At 44.7% G+C, this 23283-nt stretch carries 28 protein-coding genes; 10 read left to right on the top strand and 18 right to left on the bottom strand.

What is annotated here, in order from left to right; genetic code table 11:
- Positions 1 to 351, bottom strand: coding sequence for a protein tyrosine phosphatase family protein (locus B0182_RS02655; RefSeq protein WP_078273468.1), 351 nt, complete (start codon positions 349 to 351; stop codon positions 1 to 3).
- 111 nt (positions 352 to 462) lie between these two features.
- Between B0182_RS02655 and B0182_RS02650 the strand changes: the two genes are divergently transcribed.
- The 3 genes from B0182_RS02650 to tgt all read left to right on the top strand — a co-directional run bounded on the left by B0182_RS02650 (position 463) and on the right by tgt (position 3588).
- Positions 463 to 1239 (top strand): nucleotidyltransferase domain-containing protein, encoded by a 777-nt coding sequence (locus tag B0182_RS02650; protein ID WP_078273467.1) that lies wholly within the window; start codon positions 463 to 465, stop codon positions 1237 to 1239.
- A gap of 109 nt (positions 1240 to 1348) precedes the next feature.
- Positions 1349 to 2398 (top strand): DNA polymerase beta superfamily protein, encoded by a 1050-nt coding sequence (locus tag B0182_RS02645; RefSeq protein ID WP_078273466.1) that lies wholly within the window; start codon positions 1349 to 1351, stop codon positions 2396 to 2398.
- Positions 2399 to 2454: 56 nt separating this feature from the next.
- A complete protein-coding gene (gene tgt, locus B0182_RS02640) occupies positions 2455 to 3588 on the top strand; it encodes a tRNA guanosine(34) transglycosylase Tgt (RefSeq protein WP_078273465.1) in 1134 nt (377 codons plus the stop codon).
- A gap of 234 nt (positions 3589 to 3822) precedes the next feature.
- On the opposite strand, the gene dapF is transcribed toward tgt, so the two are convergent.
- Positions 3823 to 4722 carry a diaminopimelate epimerase gene (gene dapF, locus B0182_RS02635; RefSeq protein ID WP_078273464.1) on the bottom strand — a complete coding sequence of 300 codons (900 nt, stop codon included), beginning with the start codon at positions 4720 to 4722 and terminating at the stop codon, positions 3823 to 3825.
- Between the two features lie 194 nt (positions 4723 to 4916).
- Here dapF and B0182_RS02630 point away from each other — a divergent pair, with 194 nt between their 5' ends.
- Complete coding sequence (locus tag B0182_RS02630) at positions 4917 to 6164, top strand: ribonuclease D (RefSeq protein WP_115369666.1); 1248 nt, start codon at positions 4917 to 4919, stop codon at positions 6162 to 6164.
- A gap of 124 nt (positions 6165 to 6288) precedes the next feature.
- Here the strand turns inward: B0182_RS02630 and B0182_RS02625 are convergent, their stop codons facing one another.
- The 4 genes from B0182_RS02625 to nrdB form a co-directional block, all read right to left on the bottom strand.
- Positions 6289 to 6528, bottom strand: coding sequence for a hypothetical protein (locus B0182_RS02625; protein ID WP_078273463.1), 240 nt, complete (start codon positions 6526 to 6528; stop codon positions 6289 to 6291).
- 66 nt (positions 6529 to 6594) lie between these two features.
- The gene (locus B0182_RS02620; protein WP_143821646.1) at positions 6595 to 6918 is read right to left on the bottom strand and encodes a hypothetical protein; all 324 of its coding nucleotides are present in this window, start codon (positions 6916 to 6918) and stop codon (positions 6595 to 6597) included.
- A 239-nt stretch (positions 6919 to 7157) separates the two neighbouring features.
- Positions 7158 to 7520 (bottom strand): 2Fe-2S iron-sulfur cluster-binding protein, encoded by a 363-nt coding sequence (locus tag B0182_RS02615; RefSeq protein ID WP_078273461.1) that lies wholly within the window; start codon positions 7518 to 7520, stop codon positions 7158 to 7160.
- A 17-nt stretch (positions 7521 to 7537) separates the two neighbouring features.
- Positions 7538 to 8635: a class Ia ribonucleoside-diphosphate reductase subunit beta gene (nrdB, locus tag B0182_RS02610; RefSeq protein ID WP_078273460.1), complete on the bottom strand. Its 1098-nt coding sequence runs from the start codon at positions 8633 to 8635 to the stop codon at positions 7538 to 7540.
- 509 nt (positions 8636 to 9144) lie between these two features.
- Here nrdB and B0182_RS02600 point away from each other — a divergent pair.
- The 5 genes from B0182_RS02600 (at position 9145) to dacB (ending at position 12317) form a co-directional block, all read left to right on the top strand.
- Positions 9145 to 9375 (top strand): hypothetical protein, encoded by a 231-nt coding sequence (locus tag B0182_RS02600; protein ID WP_078273458.1) that lies wholly within the window; start codon positions 9145 to 9147, stop codon positions 9373 to 9375.
- A gap of 103 nt (positions 9376 to 9478) precedes the next feature.
- Positions 9479 to 9781 (top strand): hypothetical protein, encoded by a 303-nt coding sequence (locus B0182_RS02595; protein ID WP_078273457.1) that lies wholly within the window; start codon positions 9479 to 9481, stop codon positions 9779 to 9781.
- A gap of 107 nt (positions 9782 to 9888) precedes the next feature.
- Positions 9889 to 10458 (top strand): dCTP deaminase, encoded by a 570-nt coding sequence (gene dcd, locus B0182_RS02590; protein WP_078273456.1) that lies wholly within the window; start codon positions 9889 to 9891, stop codon positions 10456 to 10458.
- 46 nt (positions 10459 to 10504) lie between these two features.
- On the top strand, positions 10505 to 10792 hold the full coding sequence (locus B0182_RS02585) for a polyhydroxyalkanoic acid system family protein (RefSeq protein ID WP_029102255.1): 288 nt from the start codon (positions 10505 to 10507) through the stop codon (positions 10790 to 10792).
- Positions 10793 to 10805: 13 nt separating this feature from the next.
- The gene (gene dacB, locus B0182_RS02580; RefSeq protein WP_158079603.1) at positions 10806 to 12317 is read left to right on the top strand and encodes a D-alanyl-D-alanine carboxypeptidase/D-alanyl-D-alanine endopeptidase; all 1512 of its coding nucleotides are present in this window, start codon (positions 10806 to 10808) and stop codon (positions 12315 to 12317) included.
- 27 nt (positions 12318 to 12344) lie between these two features.
- On the opposite strand, the gene B0182_RS02575 is transcribed toward dacB, so the two are convergent.
- From B0182_RS02575 to B0182_RS02555, 5 genes are all read right to left on the bottom strand, one after another.
- A complete protein-coding gene (locus B0182_RS02575; protein ID WP_078273454.1) occupies positions 12345 to 12800 on the bottom strand; it encodes a helix-turn-helix transcriptional regulator in 456 nt (151 codons plus the stop codon).
- The gene (locus tag B0182_RS02570) at positions 12781 to 13023 is read right to left on the bottom strand and encodes a hypothetical protein (RefSeq protein WP_078273453.1); all 243 of its coding nucleotides are present in this window, start codon (positions 13021 to 13023) and stop codon (positions 12781 to 12783) included. Before B0182_RS02570 ends, B0182_RS02575 begins: the two co-directional genes overlap by 20 nt.
- 114 nt (positions 13024 to 13137) lie before the next feature.
- Positions 13138 to 13995 (bottom strand): M15 family metallopeptidase, encoded by an 858-nt coding sequence (locus tag B0182_RS02565; protein WP_158079602.1) that lies wholly within the window; start codon positions 13993 to 13995, stop codon positions 13138 to 13140.
- A 149-nt stretch (positions 13996 to 14144) separates the two neighbouring features.
- The gene (locus B0182_RS02560) at positions 14145 to 14510 is read right to left on the bottom strand and encodes an SH3 domain-containing protein (protein ID WP_158079601.1); all 366 of its coding nucleotides are present in this window, start codon (positions 14508 to 14510) and stop codon (positions 14145 to 14147) included.
- A 135-nt stretch (positions 14511 to 14645) separates the two neighbouring features.
- Positions 14646 to 14918 carry a hypothetical protein gene (locus tag B0182_RS02555; RefSeq protein WP_062498883.1) on the bottom strand — a complete coding sequence of 91 codons (273 nt, stop codon included), beginning with the start codon at positions 14916 to 14918 and terminating at the stop codon, positions 14646 to 14648.
- A 506-nt stretch (positions 14919 to 15424) separates the two neighbouring features.
- On the opposite strand from B0182_RS02555, the gene lolA reads away from it, so the two are divergent.
- Complete coding sequence (gene lolA / locus B0182_RS02550; RefSeq protein WP_078273450.1) at positions 15425 to 16048, top strand: outer membrane lipoprotein periplasmic chaperone LolA; 624 nt, start codon at positions 15425 to 15427, stop codon at positions 16046 to 16048.
- A 113-nt stretch (positions 16049 to 16161) separates the two neighbouring features.
- On the opposite strand, the gene B0182_RS02545 is transcribed toward lolA, so the two are convergent.
- The 7 genes from B0182_RS02545 to B0182_RS02520 form a co-directional block, all read right to left on the bottom strand.
- Positions 16162 to 17613: an NAD-dependent succinate-semialdehyde dehydrogenase gene (locus B0182_RS02545; RefSeq protein ID WP_078273449.1), complete on the bottom strand. Its 1452-nt coding sequence runs from the start codon at positions 17611 to 17613 to the stop codon at positions 16162 to 16164.
- Between the two features lie 54 nt (positions 17614 to 17667).
- The gene (locus tag B0182_RS13810; protein WP_115369679.1) at positions 17668 to 18231 is read right to left on the bottom strand and encodes a uracil-DNA glycosylase family protein; all 564 of its coding nucleotides are present in this window, start codon (positions 18229 to 18231) and stop codon (positions 17668 to 17670) included.
- A gap of 6 nt (positions 18232 to 18237) precedes the next feature.
- The gene (locus B0182_RS13805) at positions 18238 to 18633 is read right to left on the bottom strand and encodes a type II toxin-antitoxin system VapC family toxin (protein WP_115369680.1); all 396 of its coding nucleotides are present in this window, start codon (positions 18631 to 18633) and stop codon (positions 18238 to 18240) included.
- Entirely contained in the window at positions 18630 to 18923 is a 294-nt protein-coding gene (locus B0182_RS02535; protein ID WP_115369681.1) for a hypothetical protein, read from the bottom strand. The genes B0182_RS13805 and B0182_RS02535 overlap by 4 nt, the downstream gene beginning before the upstream one ends.
- 46 nt (positions 18924 to 18969) lie before the next feature.
- Entirely contained in the window at positions 18970 to 21045 is a 2076-nt protein-coding gene (gene uvrB, locus B0182_RS02530) for an excinuclease ABC subunit UvrB (protein WP_078273447.1), read from the bottom strand.
- A 76-nt stretch (positions 21046 to 21121) separates the two neighbouring features.
- Complete coding sequence (locus B0182_RS02525) at positions 21122 to 21637, bottom strand: DUF2059 domain-containing protein (protein ID WP_078273446.1); 516 nt, start codon at positions 21635 to 21637, stop codon at positions 21122 to 21124.
- A gap of 144 nt (positions 21638 to 21781) precedes the next feature.
- The gene (locus B0182_RS02520; RefSeq protein ID WP_078273445.1) at positions 21782 to 23134 is read right to left on the bottom strand and encodes a lytic murein transglycosylase; all 1353 of its coding nucleotides are present in this window, start codon (positions 23132 to 23134) and stop codon (positions 21782 to 21784) included.
- Between the last annotated feature and the right edge of the window lie 149 nt (positions 23135 to 23283).

Below are 23283 nucleotides of genomic sequence, written 5' to 3'. Positions count from 1 at the left end.
TCACTCTTCATCAAGTAAGTCTTTTTCTCGTGCCACCGTCAAAAGGTTATTTGAGCGGTTGCCTGTACGGCAAAAGATATGCAATGGGCGTTCGGTTTCATTAAAAAAATCAGCAAAGGCTTGGACGTGGTTCATGTCCATCATACCACCTGCAAAGGCGATTTGTTTATAGGCGATGCCGTGAGCTTGGCATGCCTGTTCAATCTCGGCAGAGGTTGGCTGTCCTTTTTCCTCAAAGTCTGGGCGGTTGTTTATCACGGTTTTTACGCCCATGCGAGCAAGCTCTGCCACGTCAGCAGGGGTAATTTGACCTGATAAGGTAATGCGAAATTCGGGGGCGATGTCGCTCATAACTTTTCCTATTAATAAAAATAAAAGGCATATTACCTGTTTTTGACATATTTGGCAAATGGATTTTTGGGATAATTTTGTTAATGATACCTATTTTTTTTGGGGTAAAACATGACCTGCACCGACCACTACAACCAAATCACTCACACCCTACACGCCACTTGCCACGTCCACGCCATTAAGCCGTTACACGCCATAGAGAGCGGTAGTCGGGCGTGGGGTTTTGCCAGTTTTGATAGTGATTTTGATGTACGGCTCATTTATCATCATACGCCTGATTGGTATTTGCAGATTTATGATGACAAAGACACTTTTGAATTTATCAATCATGAGTTATTTGATGTGCCATTTGATATTGGCGGTTGGGATATTAAAAAGACTTTGATACATATTCATAAATCCAATGCCGTGATTTTTGAATGGTTAAATTCGCCCATTATTTATCACAGCGATGATGAATTTATCAAAGATATTAAACATATCCAATCAGACTTTTTTAATCCCCAAGCAGTTTATCATCATTATCAAGGCATGGCAAAAAAGGCAAATGGCGAGCTAGACATATCACGCCCCATAAAACTTAAAAAATGGTGCTATCTGATTCGTGCGTTACTTGCAAGCCTATGGATAAAAGAACATCAAACCATGCCCCCTGTATGCATGAATGAAATGTTTGGCTTATTAAATCCTGATGATATTGATGAATTAAATCATATTATCCATTTAAAACAATCGCATGATGAAAAATATTTGTATCAACTGCCCCTATCCATGAAAATATTCACCCAACATCTTTGGCAAATAACCCAGAATTTAAATTTTGATAAAAAACAAAAAGGCGATGCTGGTGTATTAAATGAGTTGTTTAGAAAAATTGTTTTTAAATAAATTTATCAAGTCTACATTTAAAAAATTGACAGATTGAAATACATTTGTAGAGGGAAAATTGCAATTTGCCCTCTATATTAAAAATCACATAAAACCAACGAGAATCCCCATGATAACCATTGATTACCTAAAAGCCAATAATCTGATTTTATTAGAATGTATCTCAGGCAGTCGTGCCTACGGATTAGACACACCGTCATCGGATATTGACATTAAAGGCGTGTTTTATCTGCCCAAGCCTTATTATTATGGTTTGCACGATGATTATGTACCACAGGTGAGCAACCAAACCAATGACGCGGTCTATTATGAGCTAGAACGGTTTGTGGATTTATTATTACAAAATAATCCTAACATCATGGAACTGCTTGCCACGCCAAGCGATAAGATATTATACAAACACCTCATTATGGATAAACTTAATCCTGATTGGTTTATTTCAAAATTATGCCAAAAAACCTTTGCAGGATTTGCCCTTAGCCAAATTAAAAAATCTCGTGGCTTAAATAAAAAAATCGTCAATCCGATGAGTAAAGACAAAAAGAGCCTATTGGAATTTTGTGTGGTATTTGACAATCAAAAAAGCGTGGATTTGATAAACTGGTTAAATAAAAATAATCTTACCCAATCGCAAATCGGCTTATCCAAAATGCCCCACGCCAGCCATATGTATGCGATGTTTGTTGGCGATTATCGGGGGATTATTCATGATGATAGCCAAGATGTATTATTAAGCTCCATTCCCAAAGACATATCGCCCATTGCTTATTTGTCATTTAATCAAATGGGGTATAGCAAATATTGCCAAGATTATAAAGAGTATTGGGAATGGGTAGAAAAACGCAATCATGAACGTTATGAATCCACCGCCAATCACGGCAAAGGCTATGACGCCAAAAATATCATGCACACCTTTCGGCTGTTATATACCGCCTTAGATATTGCCAAATTAGGCAAAGTGATTGTCAAGCGTGATAATCGTGATGAGCTTTTGGCAATTAAATCAGGGCAATTTGATTATGATGACTTATTACAAAAGGCAGATGAGTTAATAAAAGACGTGGAATTAGCATTTGACCAAAGCGATTTACCAGAAATTCCTGAGCATTATTTGGCAATAAAAACCTTAATTGAAATACGAGAGCAATTATATGGCTAATTTGCTAAAATTGGCAAATATTGCTATAATACGCCACTTTTTTATTTGATGATGATATGAAATTCACGCTACATAAAACCGACACAAAAACCCGAGCCCGTCGTGGCACGGTACACCTAGCTCATGGCGATGTCGCCACGCCTGCCTTTATGCCTGTGGGGACGTATGGAACGGTCAAGAGCATGCTCCCACGAGACATTCACGCCATTGGGGCGGACATTATTTTGGGTAACACCTTTCATCTGTGGCTACGTCCGACGACAAGCGTGATTGACGAGTTTGGCGGATTGCATGAGTTTATCGGTTGGGATAAGCCGATTTTGACCGATTCGGGCGGTTTTCAGGTGTTTAGTCTTGGGGCAATGCGAAAAATCACCGAAGAAGGCGTGCATTTTCGTTCGCCTGTAGACGGCTCAAAGGTGTTTTTGTCGCCTGAGATTTCCATGCAAATCCAACACTCCCTAAACTCCGACATCGTCATGCAGTTTGACGAATGTACGCCTTATCCTACCACGCACACCGACGCCCAAAAGTCGCTTGAATTATCACTCCGTTGGGGGCAACGTTGTCTTGACGAACATCACAAACTGGGCAACAAAAACGCTCTGTTCGGTATCGTGCAAGGCAGTATGTACGAAGATTTGCGGATGCAGTCCTTGACCGCTTTGACCGACATGCACTTTGACGGCTATGCCATTGGCGGACTGTCGGTGGGTGAGCCAAAGGATGAGATGATAAAAGTATTAAATTATCTGCCAAACCGTATGCCGTCTGATAAGCCACGCTATCTGATGGGCGTGGGGACACCGTCCGACATCGTGGAGGCGGTAAGACGGGGCGTGGATATGTTTGACTGTGTCATGCCGACCCGTAACGCCCGTAATGGACATCTGTTCACCAGCACGGGGGCGGTTAAGATAAAAAATGCCGTTCATCGCCATGACAAAAACCCATTAGATAGCGAGTGCGACTGCTACACCTGCCAGAATTTTAGCCGTGCCTATTTGCACCATTTGCACAAATGTGGCGAAATGCTCTCAGCCCAGCTAAACACCATTCATAATTTACGCTATTATCAAAATCTTATGAAAAGCATTCGTGAAAGCCTAGAAAATGAGACGTTTGATGAGTTTGTGGCGACATTTTATGCCAAGCAGAGCTTGGATGTGCCTGAGCTTGGTTTGGTGTAAACCGCCTATAAAATGGGGTTTTGCCTTATTTTTAAACTTATACAAGTAATTGATTTACCAAGCGTAAATTGCTATTTGTCTCCACAACCCCAAAAATAATTATCGAACAATCAATAAATTATCATTTAAGTTGAGATTGGGGTAAGATATGATATACCAATGATGGGTGTTAGCTTAAACCCAGCTTAACAAAGCCCCTGCAACAGCAAGGGCTTAATTTGGCAAATAACTGATTTAAGCGTCATAATCCTCGGTCGGTGTTAGATTAATCCCTGCCTGTGCTGCCAGTCCATCAGGGCTAAACACCCCTTCATAGACAAAGGATGTTGGGCCTGTCATCATTACCGAGTAGCCCTCTTGATAACGCACGGCAAGGCTACCGCCATAGAGCTGAACTCGCACATCAACGCCTTCATCAATCCAACCTTCACGCACGCCCACAGCGACCGCTGCACACGCACCTGTGCCACACGCCTGCGTCTCGCCCACACCACGCTCATAGACACGCAAGCGGACATGACGTTGATTAACAATTTGGACAAAACCGACATTGACCCGCTCGGGGAATGCGTCATGACTCTCAATGAGCTTGCCCAGACGTGTCACATCAGCAGTCAGCACATCATCCACCAAAATGACCGCATGGGGATTGCCCATGCTGGCAAGGTAGAGCTGAACAGGCTCGCCATCGACATTTAGGCGGTAGGAATTACCCACTTTGGTGATGGCTTGGGGAGCAAAAGGAATCTCAGCAGGCTCAAATTTGGGCTTACCCATGTCCACTTGAACCCAACCATAACGGTCGGTGGTCAGCGTGATGACTCCGCTTGCCGTCTCCACACGCAAACGCTGTTTAAAGGAGAGTTTACGAGCCTGTACAAAGGACGCAAAACATCTTGCCCCATTGCCACACTGTGCCACTTCCTGTCCATCGGCATTAAAAATACGATATTTAAAATCCACATCAGGGCGAGACGGTGGCTCAACGATAAGCAGTTGGTCAAAGCCCACGCCTAGATGGCGGTCGGCAAGCAGTCGCACCAGCTCGCTTGTCAGATTCATCCGCTGTGTCACTAGGTCAATCACCATAAAGTCATTGCCCAAACCATGCATTTTGGTAAATTCGATTAACATTGTCGTTTTCCTTTTGTTTTGGCTAAGTTATAAAGTCACACCGTCTATCTTAACATGATACGCCCAAATTGTTAATATTAAAACCAAAAATAAACGCCATAAAATCAGCCAACCCAGCAAACCACCCATCAAATTACACACATTCCCCCAATTTTGGTGTAAAATTAGGGGAATTTTTGACACACAGACCTACAATGACTGATTTAAAAAACCCTGCCAATTTTAGCTTTCCCCACGCTCATCTTAGCGATGATGAACAGCATGCCCTGCTTGATTTGCCAACCCAATGGGTGCGGACAGATGATGAGCTGTATGAGCTCATTGATGAAATTGATAGCATTGATACCGTAGCGTTAGATACTGAGTTTATCAAGCGTGATACTTATTATCCGATATTGGCATTGGTGCAGGTCAATACCGGCAAAGGGATATACCTTGTGGACGCCCCACGGCTTGATTTGACCGAGTTTTGGCAAGCTCTGTGCGAAGTGCCGAGCATGGTATGGTATGCGTGCGGAGAAGATTTGGGGATATTTTATTTGCTTGCCAATAATCCGCCCTTAACCAATGTCTTTGATGTACAAATTGGCGTGGCGTACCTGACTGGCAAATTGCAAGTGGGTTATAGCCAAGCGGTCAGTGAGATTCTGGGTGTGGCACTAGATAAAGGCGAGAGTCAGTCCAACTGGCTTGCCAGACCGCTCACGCCCGAGCAAGAACTGTACGCGGTCAATGACGTGCGTTATCTGCTCGCCCTACATCAGGCGGTTGTGCAGGCACTTAGTGATAAGCAGGTGCTGGACTATGTCAATGAAGACAGCACGCTCTACGCCAAAGAGCTCTACGACACTCAGCACCTAAGCGATGATAAGCTCTATCTTGACCATGTCGCCCCGACCTATACCAGACAGCAACTGGCAGTACTGCGGGGCTTGACCATGTGGCGAGAGTCACTGGCTCGGGCAGTGAATGAGCCACGCAGTTTTATCATTGGTAAACAGCCGCTACGTGAGATTATTGAGAGCCTGCCGACCAACATGAAAGATTTGGCACACACCACCCTAAACCGCTCCGCCCTACGCCGTTATGGTGCTGAGATAATCCGTGTCATCAAAGAAGCCAAAGCCCTGCCCCAAGCCGACATGCCTGTCAAAATCCCCGTTTATACCAGCAAAGCCAAGCCTTTTCGCCATGCCCTAGACGAAGCCACCGACGCCCAAGCTCGCCTGCTAAACATTCCTAGCAATCTGCTACTAAAAGGGCGTTGGATTAATGAGCTTATGTATCACGTCTATCAAGGTCTGCCCATCGATGACACGCACGCCTTATCGGGGGGCTTGCAAGGCTATCGGCAGGCGTGGGTTATTGGCACAGTACTGCCCCTACTTTATGAGCATGAACAGTCCATTCGTGACGGGTTTGATTGTGGTGCTAAGATGTAGTATGGTTAAGGAGGTAAATGAAAACGGCAAAATTACAACCGCTTTTGCACCGCTTTGGCTTGTGTGAGTGTCATGTCCACCACCGTCATAAACTCAGGCAGATAGGGGCGTGCCGTTCATGTCTTCACGGTACAGTTTTTTTGATGAGTGTTAAGGGCTTGTCGGGATGAATGTGGGTTTCGGTGATTTCAAGGCGTGCTTTGGTGCTAGGGTGTTCAAATAGGCGGTACACCCCATCAAAACCCGTCTCGCCAAGCACCCCTTCATACGCTCGCCCTGTCAGCACAAAGCCTAACGGCAAAGCATCTTTGATTTTTACCATTTCAAAGGCAAGGGGCTGTTTTCGCCCAAAGCGATAAGACATTTTGGCATGCGTGGCGGATTTGAACTCATGGGTTAATACACCACCCGATGTACTGCCTGTGTGTTCTCAGTTCTTGATTTGGCGTGCGATGTCTTGTTTTTGGGCGACATCAAGCGTGGCATCAGCCAAGGCGACATAACTCACCGCTTGCGTTGTCTCTGTATGAGTTTGGCTGTCAGAGCTGTCCACACTTGCCGTGGCAGGGGCGATAACCATGCTTGCCACGTCTGCTGACGATTCGGTATTAACAGAGTCTTTGGCGGACTTTTGGTTTCGAGATAGATTGCCCGACAGACTGCCCCATAAAACAATACCGCCCACCGTCAGACTAAGGGCAATGACACCGATGAGCAAGGTTTTTTTATTGATGGGAAAACGGGTTAGGGTCATAGGGCGTTTTGAACCTTTATAACACAATTTACATTTTAGGGTGTTTATAGAAAGAAAATAATGTTTTTGCATGAAAAATGGCTAAATCTTGTGGCTCGAAGTCAAAAATTTGCCTAATAGAAAACTCACAGCCTGCATTTTTCCTTGAAAAACGGGCGATTCCCCTGCTTTTTTAAACAGGCATTTTTCATTGCAAATACAAAAGGTAGGTACGCCCTAAGCAAAAGCACATAATCACATCACCCGTCTATTTTATAAAAAATCTGACGGCTGATGATAGATGTTTTTTGTAAATGCCAAGCCCCATCTGTACGCTGATGTTGCCATGATTTGTTTGGTTTGTCCGTATCATAGCTGACCACCATCGTCCCTGTCGGCACACAACAGCACGCCAGCACTTCATCATCATCTAGGTGTGCCAGTGGGGTTTGTTTGGCTTTGGGGGCGTCTGTTGCTCCTTTGACACGCATTTTGCACGCCCCACAAAAGCCCTGACGACACATATAACGCACGTCTTTATGTTCGGTGCGTAACATACCATCAAGCAAGCTCTCGCCTTCATGCAGATAAAACCGCATTTCGTCTGTAAAAATCCACGGCATGATTGATACTTTTGTGATTAGAGTTCAAAATCGTCCAAATCCACCCCGTCCAAATCACTGTCAATCTGACCGACCAGATAAGTGGTGATTTCGGTTTCTTGGGGGGCGACTTGCACGTTGTCCGATGATAGCCACGCATTTATCCAAGGAATGGGGTTGGATTTGGTGTCAAAAATGGCAGGCAGACCAATCGCCAACATGCGGGTGTTGGTGATATACTCAACATACTGGCACAGGATATCACGGTTTAGTCCGATGATGGAGCCGTCTTTGAACAGATAGCTTGCCCAGTCTTTTTCTTGTTCGGCGGCGACACGGAAAATCTCAATCGCTTCATCTTGGCATTCTTTGGCAATCTCGACCATCTCGGGGTCATCTTGACCGTGTCGCATGAGATTGATGATATGCTGTGTGCCGTTTAGGTGTAAGGCTTCATCACGGGCAATCATCTTGATGATTTTGGCGTTACCTTCCATAACCTTATTTTCGGCAAAGGCAAATGAGCAAGCAAACGACACATAAAAACGAATGGCTTCTAGGACATTGACCGCCACGATACATAGGTACAGCTTCTTTTTAAGCTCACGCAAATCACCTTTGCCTGTCAGGTTATACAGCTGACTGGCTTCATACAAATCATCATAATACACGGCGATGTCTTTGGCACGGGCAAGGATATGATCGTTATCCATAATGTCATCAAAAATCACGCTCGGATCATTGACGATGTTGCGAATGATATGCGTATAACTACGGCTATGAATGGTCTCACTAAATGACCACGTCTCAATCCATGTCTCAAGCTCTGGCAAAGACACAATGGGCAATAGCACCGCATTAGGGCTACGTCCTTGAATGCTATCAAGCAAGGTTTGGTATTTTAGGTTAGACAAAAAAATGTGCTGAGCAGGGGCGGATAATTCACCAAAATCAATCCTATCACGGCTGACATCTATCTCTTCGGGTCGCCAAAAAAACGACAACTGTTTTTCAATGAGTTGTTCAAACACAGGATGACGCTGTTGGTCATAGCGAGAGACGTTCACCGCTTGCCCAAAAAACATGGGTTCTTTTAGGGGGTCGTTTTTGGTTTGGGGAAAGATAGAATACTGCATGATACTCTCTGATGATTGATTTTTATAAATAAAGGGAAAGCTGGGTCTTGTTATCTAAATATGGTGTTATTTTAAAATAAAATCACTATATCATGTGTTTGATGGCGTGCCATTTTAGCATAATTTTTGTGTCTTAGCAGGACTTTTTTGGCAAAATGGGGAAAATTTTGGATAAGGAATTGATTTTTGTGAGATTTTAGCCAAAACAATGGTGGGATTGGTAAAGCCTGAAAAACCAATCTATTTTTCATGCAAAAGTGGTTGATTTATTTGTAAAATATTTCTAAATTGCAAATGGTGTTATAAAGGTCGGGAGAATGCCATGGGCAAACAACTGTTTAAAAAATACCCACAATCAAAACTCAGAAATTGTGTTACAATGGCGATACATATAAATCATTCATTTTAAATCAATTTGTGTTTACACGGGGAGATTCTCATGATTTATGCAGTATCGGTGGTGTGGTATGCACTGATTTTTGCCCTTGGCATGGCGTTCATCAAAAAAAATGCCAGACCGTGCCGAGCGGTGGGTGGGCATTTTGGTGTTTATCGGTTTTTGTGCACAGATTTTGATTAATTATGTTGGGCTTGGGCATTTGGGGGTGCTTGAGTCGCTGACTCATCTTGACCATGACCGCAGTGCCTTTAATTTGATGGTGCTGTGCCTTATCAGTATCTTTTGCTATTCGGCATTGTTTGTGATGCTCATCAAGGCTTATGATTATTATCAAGAATGATGATTTTGTCTTGACATGAGATTGATAATTGTTTTAAAATAAAAACCTTAATGTTTGTAGGGTTTTATTGCACCCATAAAAATGGATTGGTAGGAGTATTTCCATGATTTATTTAGTGTCGTTTATTGTCTATCTTATCATATTTGCCATTGGTGTTTATTTTATTGTCATTCATTCCACAAAGGCAACCGCCATCATGCACGGGGTTTGTGCGGTGGGTTTTGTCATACAGTTACTCATAAACTACCTGTTTTGGGGCAATGTGTCGGCATTTGGTTTTCTGTCAAACATCATCAATAACGAGCGAACTTTGACCAATCTGTTGATATTGTTCGTGACCAGCGTGGTGTGTTATGGTTTGCTTTTTGTGGTGTTTGCTAAGTTAAACGACTATTATCATGAATGATGGGCTAGGGGCGTGATAGAAAAGCCGTCATTTGGCGGTTTTTTCATGTGTTTAAAAAAGCCAAGAATTTTGCTATAATGCTCTATCCTGTATCATAAGAGAATAACATGTCAATTAAGTCAGACCGCTGGATTCGCCAAATGGCGACCGAACATGAGATGATTGCCCCGTTTGAGCCTGGCCAAGTCCGCCATAACAGCGATGGCGAGAAAATCGTAAGCTACGGCACGTCAAGCTATGGCTATGATGTCCGCTGTGCTAATGAGTTTAAGGTATTTACTAACGTGCATTCTGCCATCGTGGACCCTAAGAACTTTGATGAGAAAAGTTTTATTGATATTGTTGGCGATGAGTGTATCATTCCGCCCAACTCATTTGCCCTAGCTCGCACGGTGGAGTATTTTAAAATCCCCCGTGATGTGCTGACCATTTGTCTGGGCAAATCCACCTATGCTCGCTGTGGCATTATCGTCAATGTCACGCCCTTAGAACCTGAGTGGGAAGGGCATGTTACCTTAGAATTTAGTAACACCACCAACCTGCCTGCCCGTATCTATGCTGGCGAAGGCGTGGCTCAAATGCTTTTTTTCCAGTCTGATGAAGTCTGCGAAACTTCCTATAAAGATAGGGGCGGTAAATATCAAGGGCAAACGGGCGTCACCTTGCCAAAAACTTAACTTGTCATTTACCATTTAGTATTTATTATTTAAAAAAGAGAATATCATGTCTGATTTACGTATTGAAAAACGTCATAACTTTGACCTTGCCACTGCTCGCACCAAAGCCAAAGCATGGCTAGAAGAGGCAAAACAAGAGTTTGATTTTGAGGCGACCTACCAAGAAGGAGCGGACAGCGACACTGTAAACATCACTAAGGCAGGCGTGGACGGACGTGCGTTTTTGGACAGTGATAAGGTCATCTTTGAGGCAGATTTGAACTTTTTGGCAAAGCCGTTTAAGGGTGTGATTAGTAGTGGTATCCAAGAGGGGTTGGACAAGTATTTTGCTTAATTCACGCATGACCATGCCTTATTCACTTATCATCAGCACGCTAAGTCTTAGCGTGCTTTGTGCGTTACCTGCATTTGCCAATACACAGCCTGCTACTCCTGCCAACTTACAGACATCAACCAGCCTGCCATCTGCCATTAGTGACAAGCTTGGCAAAAGCGGATTATCAAACGATGACATCAGTATTTGGGTGATGGCAAACGATGGGTCGGCACCGCTCATCAGTCATCTGGCGGATACAACACGCACCCCAGCGTCCACCCAAAAGCTCATTACGACTGCCATCGCTTTAGATATGATGGGGGCGGATTATCGTTGGCAGACACGGCTATACACCGATGGCGTGGTGGTTGGCGATACTTTATATGGGAATCTTATCATCAAAGGCAGTGGCGACCCATCACTGACTCATGACCGCCTTAGTGCCATGTTTTCACAGCTGACAGCTCGGGGCGTGCGTCACATTAAGGGCGACATCATTGTGGATAATACTGGCTTTGTCAATGTTGCCCAAGATGTTAATGCTTTTGACGGACAGGGACTGCGAGCCTATAACGCTCAGCCCAATGCCTTTTTGATAAATTTTGGTACGCTTGAAGTAAGTATGATACCATCGGGAAATTGGCAATTTGGGCAGTCGCCAGAGACAGTGCAGTTTAGTCCGACAGATGGTGCGGTTGCGGTACAGGTATTGCCAAAATTGGCAGATTTTCACGCACCAACCATGATACAGGGCGATATCCAGTCATGTCGCACCAAGCCAAAATTTGGCTTATCTGCCGATACTTTGACCATTACAGGGCAAGTGGGTGTGGGCTGTGGGCAGGCGAGTGAGTGGCTGACCTTTGCTGACAGCAAAGTGTTTATTACCAAAGCGGTCAAAGGTGCATGGCAAGCCCTTGATAAGGACTTTGTTGGGCAGGTTAGGTTGCGACAGCCTTATGATGGGGTGGGGCGAACGTTATCGCCTTTGCTGTCCTTTGCGTCCAAACCTTTATCTGAGCAGGTATATCAGATTAACCAATACTCCAATAACGTCATGACCGAGCAAGTGGCTCTGTCTTTGCCCCTGATGATGGGTCAAAAAACCAGTGATTTCCCCAAAAGTTTTGCCCTGATAAATACATGGTGGCAACAACATCTTACCACGCCTGCCCCCATCATGAGCCGAGCGTCAGGACTGTGCCGAGATTGTGTGGTTGCCCCTAGGGCGTTGGGCGAGCTTCTGGCATTTAGTCAGACCAAGCCGACATTTGAGACATTTAAAGCGTCTTTGCCGATTGTGGGGCGGACAGGCACGATGACAACCTTTGCCAAACGCCGTCCCCATAGCCCTGCGATAGAACGCGCTTTTATTAAGACTGGCAGACTAAACAACGTGGCAAGCATTGCAGGTTATGTCATGGGGCAATCAGGCAAGATGTATGTGGTGGTCGCCATCATTAATGCCGATGGAGCAGGTAATAACACCCACGCCCATGATGTGCTAGATGAAGTGATAGAGTGGACGGCAGGACAGCCTTGAAGTGCCATGTCTAAGCGTTACAATAGGCTAAAAAGCCCCTGCTACTTTTGCCACATCATAATCAGGTTGGCTAATTTTATTCTGTTGGTATAGCCAGTCTGCCACTTCATGCCAAGCGTATAGCACAGAGCCTGACAATACTCCTGCCACAGGTTTAGGAAAGTTACCCATGCCACGGGTACCATTGGCATAATGACTTAATGTCATGCGTGACACGCCAAGGCGTTTTGCCATTTCACTTAGGCTTGACACCCCTTTTTCTTGTAAAATCAAGTCATGAAACCCTGCTTTATGTAAATCATCAAAGGCACTGGCGATGGCTGTTTTGGCACTGTCGCTGGCTCGGTCAAACTCCAAATAAACAAGTTCATCCAAACGGCAGACTAGGGCGTCATCACAACCTGCTTCAAACAGTCTGTCTTCTAATGCGCTATCTTGGCTGTTTGCGTCCCTAATGATGATATTAAAGTGGTAGGTGTTCATTGTTTTCTCCTTGGCATTCATTGACTTTGCGGATGATTTGTTTGGCATGATTTTGTGGGTTTTTGGGTGTACTCCAAATGCTTATTTGGTGTTCGCCATGCCCGAAGTTGCATCGCAATCGACAATAAGCATGAGATGATTTGCCACTGGCGATGACATGCCAACCGTGTTCTAATGCATATGCAATGGCATCGCTGATTTCTTTATTGGGATGGTGTTTCATGATATTTGTCTTAATTGTATTATAAATAAAGTGTTGTCAAATGTAAACACTTGGGTAAAAATAAAAAATAAAGCAGTCCCAAAACTGCTTTATTTTTATACATTTAACAAACCATTAACAGCGACGATTGATACTATCGGCAAAGACATAAGAGAATTCTTTGTTTTTGCCTTCAAAACGCCAGTGCCACGACTCTTCAGAAACGCCACTGTATCTAGAATAGTCAGGAGTAAAGGTTTGGTAAAAACCGTACTCATGAGCATGCTGTTGTAACCAGCGATATCCTGCTGTTTTGGCAAAGCTGTGGTCAATCGGTGAGAAGTCCACCGCAAGCCCTGTATGATGTTCGGAGTAACCAGGGTGTGAGGATGTATGATAGATTTGCTTGGCACTTTGTCCTTGTTTTTTCTTATTGGCAACGATTTGGGCTTGACGGCTTGACGTGCGTAAGATAGAGCCAGGGGTTAGCGTAACCCCGTCAGCACGAGCCGCCTTAATCATCTCTTGTAAGGCAGGTTTGGCGGCACGATGAATCTTAAATTTCGGGTCACTGCCATAGCCACTAGGCACAAGGTCGCTAGGGTCGGCATCGGCATATCTAAAATGCTTGATACCCACTTTTAGGGCTTCGGGGGCGCATATCGAGCCTATGGCATTGGTATCATATTGGGGTGTTGGCGTGTTAAAATTGCCTTGCTCTACTTGATAGGCAGGACCTTGGTTCATCGCTTGTGGTGACTGGTGCTGATGATGGGTCGGTTGGTTTTGGTTGTACCCTGTATAAGACCGCCCACTTTGGTCGGCAATCGCGGTGGGGTTGGTGGGCTGGCTGATGACGTGGACGGTGTTTTTGCTTGGGCTTGCGATATACCCCGAGCCTGATTGGTTGTTTGTAAACATCGCAATCGCACCAACCGTGCCAACCCCCAAAAGCCCTGCACCAATCAATAAATCTCTTGTGCGTTTTTTCATAAAATTACCTAAATCAGTCATTATTAGATTACCATTACTAAGTGGATTGTTGTGGATTTTTTAAAAATACCTAGGTGAAGAAATTTATTAACTAAATTACAAAACGAGCAATGCAAAAAATGCATCGCTCGTCTTTTAAACATCATGGATTAACTGCAAATATAATCTGAGCGAGCCCAGCCGACACTGCGACCGAATTTAACTTTGTACCACACCCAGCCATTAGAGTTGCGTTCGCCAATAATACTAACATCACTGCCGTTAGGCATGCGGGCTAGAACTTTATAATTCTGACCAGGGCCTGAGCGGAGCAGTACATTACCATTGGTTTGGTGAGTGCAAGCATATCCGTATAAGCCACCGCCGTTATAGGCAGGACCTACTTTGGCAGAAACGTTGGTAGAAAAACCGATGGCACTGGTCGCAATCAAGGCGATAAATAATGATTTTAACTTCATCATCAATACTCCATAAGCAGATAAATATTGGGCGATACAGGTATTTTTAAAATACATTTGTATTCTATGAAATATTACCATGATTTCTTGTTTAAAACAACAAAATTATTGTAACAAATAAGCAACAATTAATCGCCAAAAAAACAACCGTTTATTCAACTGCTTATGATGGCTGATTAAAGCTGATTAAAGTTATTGGTCAACTTTTTTGCAGACATTTTCCAAGGCTTTTTCTATTAACTGCTCGCTGACGCCTTGTTCTTTGAGTTCGTTAATAAAGGCAACATCATCACTAAGAGAGTATTCGGAATTATCACGGTCAAGCCCTTGACGGATATAAAAGCGAATGAGTGGTTGAATACACTCAAAGCCATGCTCGCCCTTGACTTTTTCCAAATGTTCCACAATCTCGCCCGTCAAACGCAGATGAATGGGGCGTAAGGTGTGGTTGTGATTAAGATACATAAAACACCGTCTTTTTAAAATGATTAAAATGGGGGCTTATGTTACCAGTATTTGGGTGAAATTTCAATGAATATTCCTGATTGGCATTCATTTAACATTATTTAAAATCATGTAAAAGTGAGTGATTGCCTGCATTTGATTTGACCGATGGTTTTGGTAACATGGCAAAAGTTTTGATAAAAATGATAAAAACAAGCCAATATTGATAAAATTACGGCATGATTATCAATGTTTGACACGCCCTAGCCACATAAATGCAACATTACCCCCAAATTTTTGCAAAACTAGGCTAGATTGCAACATAAAAACATGGCACAATGACTCCACTTTCTAAGAGTGCCTTAAATTGCATTGATGACTTTTTAAGAGCTTTTAATGGCTGTTTAATGACTGATTAATGATTTTTTAGGATAATCAATTTTAATTAGTTTTTGAATCAGTTTTTAAAAAGTCATAAAAAGTGGCACAAGGCATTAAAACCAACCATTTTATGATTTGGAGTTATTATGAATACAAAAATCGCCCTAAGCACATTGGTATTGACGTTACTTCCCATGACGGCGTTGACCGCTCATGCCAATGACACGGCAGTGACCAATTTAAATCACCTGCTTAAAAACACCAAATCAATGACTGCCAATTTCTCACAAACGACCAAAGCGAGTGGTAAAAGCCAAAGTTTTAGCGGTAGCATGGCACTAGAGCGTGGCAACAAATTCCGCTGGGATACCAAATCACCATCAGAACAGCTCATCGTGGCAAATGGCAGTACCATGTGGGTATACGATAAGGACTTGCAACAAGTTACCAAGCAGTCGGTAAATAACCAAGTTGGGGATGCACCTGCCTTGTTATTGTCAGGCGACCCCAATCAAATCACACGCAATTTTACCGTCAGTCAGCCAAGCAAAGGCAAAAACTACTATGTCCTAAAACCCAAATCAAGCTCGGCTAATTTTAGAGATTTGTCCATCAGTTTTAATGGCGGTAAGCCTGTGATGATGGTGCTAAATGACAGTATCGGACAGACCACGTCGATTCGTTTTAGTAACATTAATATTAATAAAAGCATTCCTGCCAGTCAGTTTAGCTTTACCCCGCCTAAGGGGGTGGACGTGATTAACCAGTAAGGTTAAAATACCAAACCGCCATCGTAATGCAATGGCGGTTTTTGTAAAAATATCAGATAAAGCAAAATCCCCAAAAATCAATATTTTTAGGGATTTGGTTGTATGATATTTAATCAGCTCACGTCCATGCACCAGTATTTTGTGGTGAGATATTCATCCAAGCCATATTTTGAGCCTTCACGCCCAAACCCTGACTGCTTAACCCCGCCAAACGGAGCGACTTCGGTAGAGAGTAGCCCTGTATTTTGGGCGACCATGCCGTATTCTAAGGCTTCACTTACTCGCCATGCTCGTGCGTGGCTTCGGGTGTAAAAATAGGATGCCAAACCATAGGGGGTGTTATTGGCGTGGCGAATGACTTCGGTTTCATCATCAAACACAAAAACCGGAGCAATCGGAGCAAAAATCTCTTCGTGAGCGATGTCCATATCGTCCGTGATGTCCGTGATGACCGTTGGTAAAAAACAGCGTGCGTGTGTGGGATGGGACTTGCCCCCTGTGATGAGTGTCGCTCCTTTATCTAGGGCATCTTGGAGTAGTTTTTGGGTTTTTTGCACGGCGGTGTCATTGATAAGACAGCCGATGTCCGTGTCATCTGACAGTCCGTCGCCAACATGTAAGTCACCAACTTCTTTGGTAAATTTGGCGATGAACTCATCTTTTATCGTTTGGTGAACATAGATGCGGTTGGCACACACGCACGTTTGCCCTGCGTTGCGATATTTGGACGCTATCGCCCCCTTGACCGCCTTATCGATGTCGGCATCGTCAAACACGATAAAAGGAGCGTTACCGCCAAGCTCCAAGGAGAGCTTTTTGACCGTGCTGGCACATTGCTCCATGAGCAGTTTACCGACCCGAGTAGAGCCTGTAAAGGAGAGTTTTTTGATACGCTCATCGGACGTGAGTACACCCCCGATAACGTCCGCTTGCCCTGTCACGATTTGCAAAACACCCTTAGGAATGCCTGCTTGAATGGCAAGCTCGCCCAAGGCAAGGGCGGAAAAGGGCGTTTGGCTATCTGGCTTGACAATCATCACGCACCCTGAAGCTAGGGCGGGGGCGACTTTACGGGTAATCATTGCTAACGGAAAGTTCCACGGCGTAATACTGGCACACACGCCCACAGGCTGTTTTAGCACCACATAGCGTAGGTTGGCGTTCGGGCTGGGTATCACGTCCCCATATGCTCGTTTGGCTTCATCGGCAAAAAAGCGGATAAAACTGTTGGCATAGCCAATCTCCCCACGAGACTCTTTTAAGGGCTTGCCCTGCTCTGTGGTCATGATGATGGCTAGGTCTTCACGATGTTCATCAATCAAATCCGCCCAACGGTGCAAAATAACCGCTCGTTCATTGGCGGTTAGGCTCGCCCATGATGTTTGGGCGTCATCGGCAAAACCGATGGCTTCTGCCACCTCATCGGCGGACAAATCAGGAATGGTGCCGATTTTTTTATCATTAAAGGGGTTAAACACGTCTATGGTGTTGGCGGATTTGGCGGATTGCCATGTGTTATTGATGAGTGCGTGTTCGTGGAATAGCGTAGGGTTGGATAATTTCATAAAAACTCCTATTGGTTGGTGGTTATGCTGTGTATGGTGGTTATACAATCATATTTATAAATCTAATTTCTCAAACACCGCCCTATAAAACTGTGCCTTTTTATCAAGGGCTAATGGATACGCCCGTGATGATGACGGCAGACGGTGTAGAGTAACAATTTTATTATCAAATGTTAAATTTACCGATTGCCCAACTTTGGGTATTTTAATATCAAAATCAGACAATAAAATCTCACTCGCCTTTTCGCCTGTGGTGATGATATGATTGCACTCGGGTAAGGTAGCTAACAAGCCTTTGATGTCGGATTTTTGGATAATGGTTAAAAATTTATCGGATGCATTGTTGTTTTCACGAATGACGATTTTGGCGGTGTCATAAATGGCAATGCCTTGTTTGTTTAAAAAGTCTTTTAAAAGCGTCTCTTTAAATCGTTTACCGTCAATAAAATAATCTTCATCATCAAAAAACACCAAGCCCATAATCCGCCACATGTCATTATTTAAATTGGGATAATAAAAATTCATCGCCCAGCGATTAGGCGGTGGCGGAAAACTGCCGAGCATCAGCACTTTGGCATTGGGTGGGGCAAATGGGGCTAGGGGGTGGAATTCTTGCATAATATTCTATAATAAAACAAACCCTTCCGCCCGACTTGCTTTTTTATCAAAAGTATAAACAGGTAAATTATCCAAACTGCGACTTTTGCACGCTATCAACAAATCAGATAAATCAAAAGTATTATTTTGGGCGTATAGTAAGGTTTGTTGTAGATGATTGGCTTGTTCAAAAGTTAAAAAAGGAAAATTTAATAAAGTTAATAGCGAATGGATAATTTCATTTCTAGGAATTTTATAACTAAATGCCAATACCCAATTTACTTCCAAAACTACCAATAAAGAAATAAAACCTTGTTCATTATCCGTATGTAATTTTTGAAATAATGCCACCACTTTTTGATATTGCACGGTATCATCTTTGGTCAAATAACGCACCAAAATATTGGTATCAAGGCTAATCATAACTCCGCCTTATTCATTTGTGAAAAATGGTGGTTTATACTGTCATTCATCTCATCAATGGTTAGCGGTTGTTTGACATAAGGGGCAAGCAGTCCGCCTGTATTTTCAATCATGGCAAGAACGTCATCTTCTTTGGTGGTTTTTTGATTGTTTTTAAAACTTACCAAGCGATGAGAATGGGTTAAGTCATCAATCAACCACTTAGGAAACACCACACTACCGTCCGCATTGAGTGGCAACATGATAGACAAACTGCTGTCGGTGGGGCTATTGATGATGATTTGGGTCATGGCATGCTCCTTGTGTTGTCCGTAGTGTACCACAAAAAGGCGTATTTTACAGTTTGTTAAACTCATCTTTTAACGCCAGCATGGTATCACGTACTCTCATCGCTTCTTCAAATTTTAGCTCGCCTGAGAGTTTTTTCATTTGTTTTTCTAGGCGGTTAATCTCTTTTATCATCAGCTCAGGACGGCGTAAGATTTCCACGTCAATATCATTTAGGGCAAATGGTACGTCAATTTTTGGGGCGTCCACGCTCTCAATCTCGCCCGTGTCAATCTTGTCGGTAATGGCACGGCTTGCCGATTTTGGTGTAATGCCATGCTCGGCATTAAAGGCGATTTGTTTGGCTCGTCTGCGTTCGGTCTCATCTATCGCCTTTTGCATGGACGGGGTAATGCTGTCAGCGTATAGGATAGCCTTGCCATTGACATGGCGTGCCGCTCGCCCAATGGTCTGAATGAGCGACCGCTCCGAACGTAAAAAGCCCTCTTTGTCCGCATCAAAAATCGCCACAAGCGACACCTCGGGCATATCCAAGCCCTCACGAAGTAGGTTAATGCCTACCAGCACATCATGCACCCCTGTTCTGAGTTCGTGAATGATTTTCATGCGTTCTACCGTGTCAATGTCGCTGTGCAGATATGCCACACGCACGCCATATTCTTTTAAATAACTGGTCAAATCCTCTGCCATGCGTTTGGTGAGCGTGGTAATCAGCACTCGCTCGTTTAAGGGCTTACGCAGGTTTATCTCGCCCAGCACGTCATCGACTTGGGTGAGTACGGGGCGGATTTCTAGTATGGGGTCAATAAGTCCTGTGGGGCGAACGACTTGCTCGACCACTTGCTCGCTATGCTCCAACTCATAGGGGGCAGGGGTTGCCGATACAAAGATACGAGTTGGCACAACCGCCTCCCACTCCTCAAACATCATGGGGCGGTTATCCATGGCGGACGGTAAGCGAAAGCCATAATTAACCAAGTTTTCTTTGCGACTTCTATCGCCCTTATACATCGCTCCGATTTGGGGGATGGTAACGTGGCTTTCATCCAAAAACACCAACGCATCAGACGGCAGGTAGTCAAACAGCGTGGGTGGTGCCTCGCCTGCCTGTCGTCCTGACAGATGACGAGAGTAGTTCTCAATGCCGTTACAGTAGCCTAACTGCTGTATCATCTCTAAGTCGTACTGGGTGCGTTCTTTGATACGTTGGGCTTCTAGTAGCTTATCATGTGAGCGAAAATATTCTAATCGCTCGGCAAGCTCTTCTTTAATCGTCCCCATTGCCACTTCTAATTTTTCTCGGGGGGTAACATAGTGCGACTTGGGATAGATGGTAATGCGTGGCACGGATTTGATGTTTTTGCCGGTCAAAGGGTCAAACCATGTGATTTTTTCAACTTCATCATCAAACATGCTAATCCGCACCGCCAACTGTTCACTCTCAGCAGGGTAGATGTCCAAGGTCTCACCATGCAAGCGATAGGTACCACGCCCAAAGTCCAGCTCGTTGCGTTCGTATTGTAACTCAACCAAGCGTTTGATGAGAGCGGTTCTGTCCACGACATCGCCCACGACCACGTGCAGGAGCATTTTTAGGTAGCTCTCAGGGTCGCCCAAGCCATAGATGGCGGACACGCTCGCCACAATGATGGTATCACGGCGTTCGAGCAAGGTACGAGTAGCGGACAGTCGCATTTGGTCGATGTGGTCGTTGATGGCGGAGTCCTTTTCGATAAAAGTATCGCTTGCCACGACATACGCCTCAGGCTGATAATAGTCATAATAACTGACAAAGTACTCCACCGCATTATGGGGGAAAAATTCCTTAAATTCGCCATAAAGCTGTGCTGCCAGTGTCTTGTTATGAGCCATGATGATGGCAGGTCGCCCTAAGCTCTCAATGACCTTTGCCATGGTGTAAGTCTTGCCCGAACCTGTCACACCGAGCAAAAGTTGGTCTTTTTTGCCTGCCTTGACCCCGTCCACTAGGGACTGTATGGCGGTCGGTTGGTCGCCACTGGGGGCAAAGGGCGTAACCATTTTAAAGACTTTATCGTCATCGCCTAGCTGTTTGGTAAGCTGACTTTCGGTGATTTTGGCACGAGTGGTTTTGGGCTTTGGCATGGTGTTGTTTTTATAAAAGAAATCCTTATCATAATGGGGGCTATGATAAGGATTTGCAAGTGATGGCAGACACGCCCTATTTATTCAAAATCTTTTTAACATCATCCTGCATTTTTTTAAGATGTTTGTTTTCGTAGGTTTCTAAGGTTTTTTTGTTGTTCTCGCCTGCACTTTTCATATAGGACTCAAAGACGGCATCTTGTTTTTTTAAGGCGCTTTGCCCGTCTTTACTGCCATAAAAAGCAATCATGGCGTCCACTTCGGCTTGGCTAAACGATTTGGCGGCGTTAAGGTAGGATTTTTTAAGTCCGTCTTTGGTCGCTTTGGTGTCTAGGCTTTTAATAAGCCCTTCGGCATAGTCGTCAAAGGCTTTTAGGGCTTTTTTGCGTTGATCGTCGGTGAGTGTGTTGTCCTGTGCCATGCCCTGAGCGATTGCCATGCGTTCCATTTCAAGGGGGGCAACGACCGCTTGGTAAAATGTGGATTCGTAAGGCATGATTTTGGCAAGTTCTTCTAGTGATTGATTGCTCGGTGTGGCAAAGGCACTGGCACAAAATAGGGTGCTAAGCAGTAGTAGGGATTTGATTTTCATAACAGCTCCAAAGGTTAAAAGTGCTATAATCTAACAGATTTTTATCAAGATGAAAAGTTTTAAATTGTTATCATTTGCAACGATAACTTAACCGCATGATGAATGATTTAAATAAAAGTCGGTACATCACGCACCGACTTTATGTTACCAGACCAAGCCACGCACCGAGTTTTGGGTGATAAAGCCATCAGGAATGCGTCCATTATCCGCTTGCCAACGAGCAAAGGCACGAGAGGTGTTCGCCCCTGCCACGCCGTCTGTTTTGCCGGCAGAGTAGCCTTTGGCGTTTAGGGTTTCTTGTAAGCGAATGACTTCTGAGCGAGACAGGGGCTGTTCGTGGCGTGGCCAGTTGCCACTAATGCCAGCACCGCCAGCGATACGTTTTGCAAGGGTTGCCACGGCTAGGGCGTAGCTAGATGAGTTGTTATAGACTTTGATAACATCAAAGTTGGGCGTGAGTAGTAGGGCGGGGCCATTCACGCCAGCAGGGAGCCACAGCTCGGCTTGGGCATGACCGCCAAAGTACTCGCCATTGGCAGAGACCACGCCTAAGGATTTCCATGATTCTAGGGATTGTTTTTGTCCTAAGAGTTGGTAGTTAAAGCCAGTCGGCAGGCGAACTTCATAAAAAGCGTCCACGCCTGACACCCAACCGCTCGCCCCTAGATAATGGGCGGTGGAGGTGAGAGCGTCCGAGATTGTCCATGGGTTTTTTTGTCCATCGCCGTTACCGTCCACGCCGTATTTTATCCAAGTGGAGGGGATGAATTGGGTATGACCCATGCCCCCCGCCCATGACCCACGCAGTCGTGAGCGACTGACATCGCCATGCTCTATCATCTGTAACATGGCAAGCAGTTCGCCTTCGGCAAACTCACGACGGCGACCATCAAAGGCAAGACTAGATAGGGCATCAACTAAGTCGGTTGAGCCTGTTGCTGCCCCATATGAGGACTCAATACCCCAAATGGCGACCATCACTTCTTTGGGGACACCATACTGGCTTTCGGCTCGTGAGAGTAGGGAGGGGTATTCACGCAGTTTGGCTCTGCCATCAGAGACACGCCCTGAGGTAACGGCGGACTCGACGTATGACCACGGCATTTTGGCAAATTCGGCTTGGCGACCGTCTAGGCTGATGACCTGTGAGTTAAGACTGGCACTGCCTAGCAGTCCATGCACCGCATGAGAGGCATGACCGCTGGCGATGGTGCGAGTGATGAAATCGCTTTTCCAGTCGCCAAAACTGCCATAGTAGCGATTTTCTACCGATGGGGCAGGCGTGGGCGTGGAGGTGGTTACTGGGGCTGTGGGTGTTTGGGGTTTGACAATGACCACCCGAGATGGGGTAGGTGTGGTCGTTGGTGTCTCAACCACGATGGGTCGCTGTGGTGTTTGAGGAGCTGAAGCACAGGATAGCAGAGTGATAATGGCAACAGCCACAGCGGACAGGCGAAAAGCAGGGTGGTCTAGCAGGGCTTTTACAGGATGAGTCATGAGTATTTAGCGATAAAAGTTTGTTGTCATTGTACACAGTTATGAGAGTTTTGGCAATCATATTTACATATTTGGCAAAGCAAGATGGATAAAGCAAAAGACGGAATAAAACATCTATATCCGTCTTTTGGTATTGTTAAAAACAAATA

Source organism: Moraxella bovis, from assembly GCF_002014975.1.
Lineage (GTDB): Bacteria > Pseudomonadota > Gammaproteobacteria > Pseudomonadales > Moraxellaceae > Moraxella > Moraxella bovis.
The sequence above is the reverse complement of the archived record's forward strand: the minus strand, read 5'-3'. Positions and strand labels throughout refer to the sequence as shown.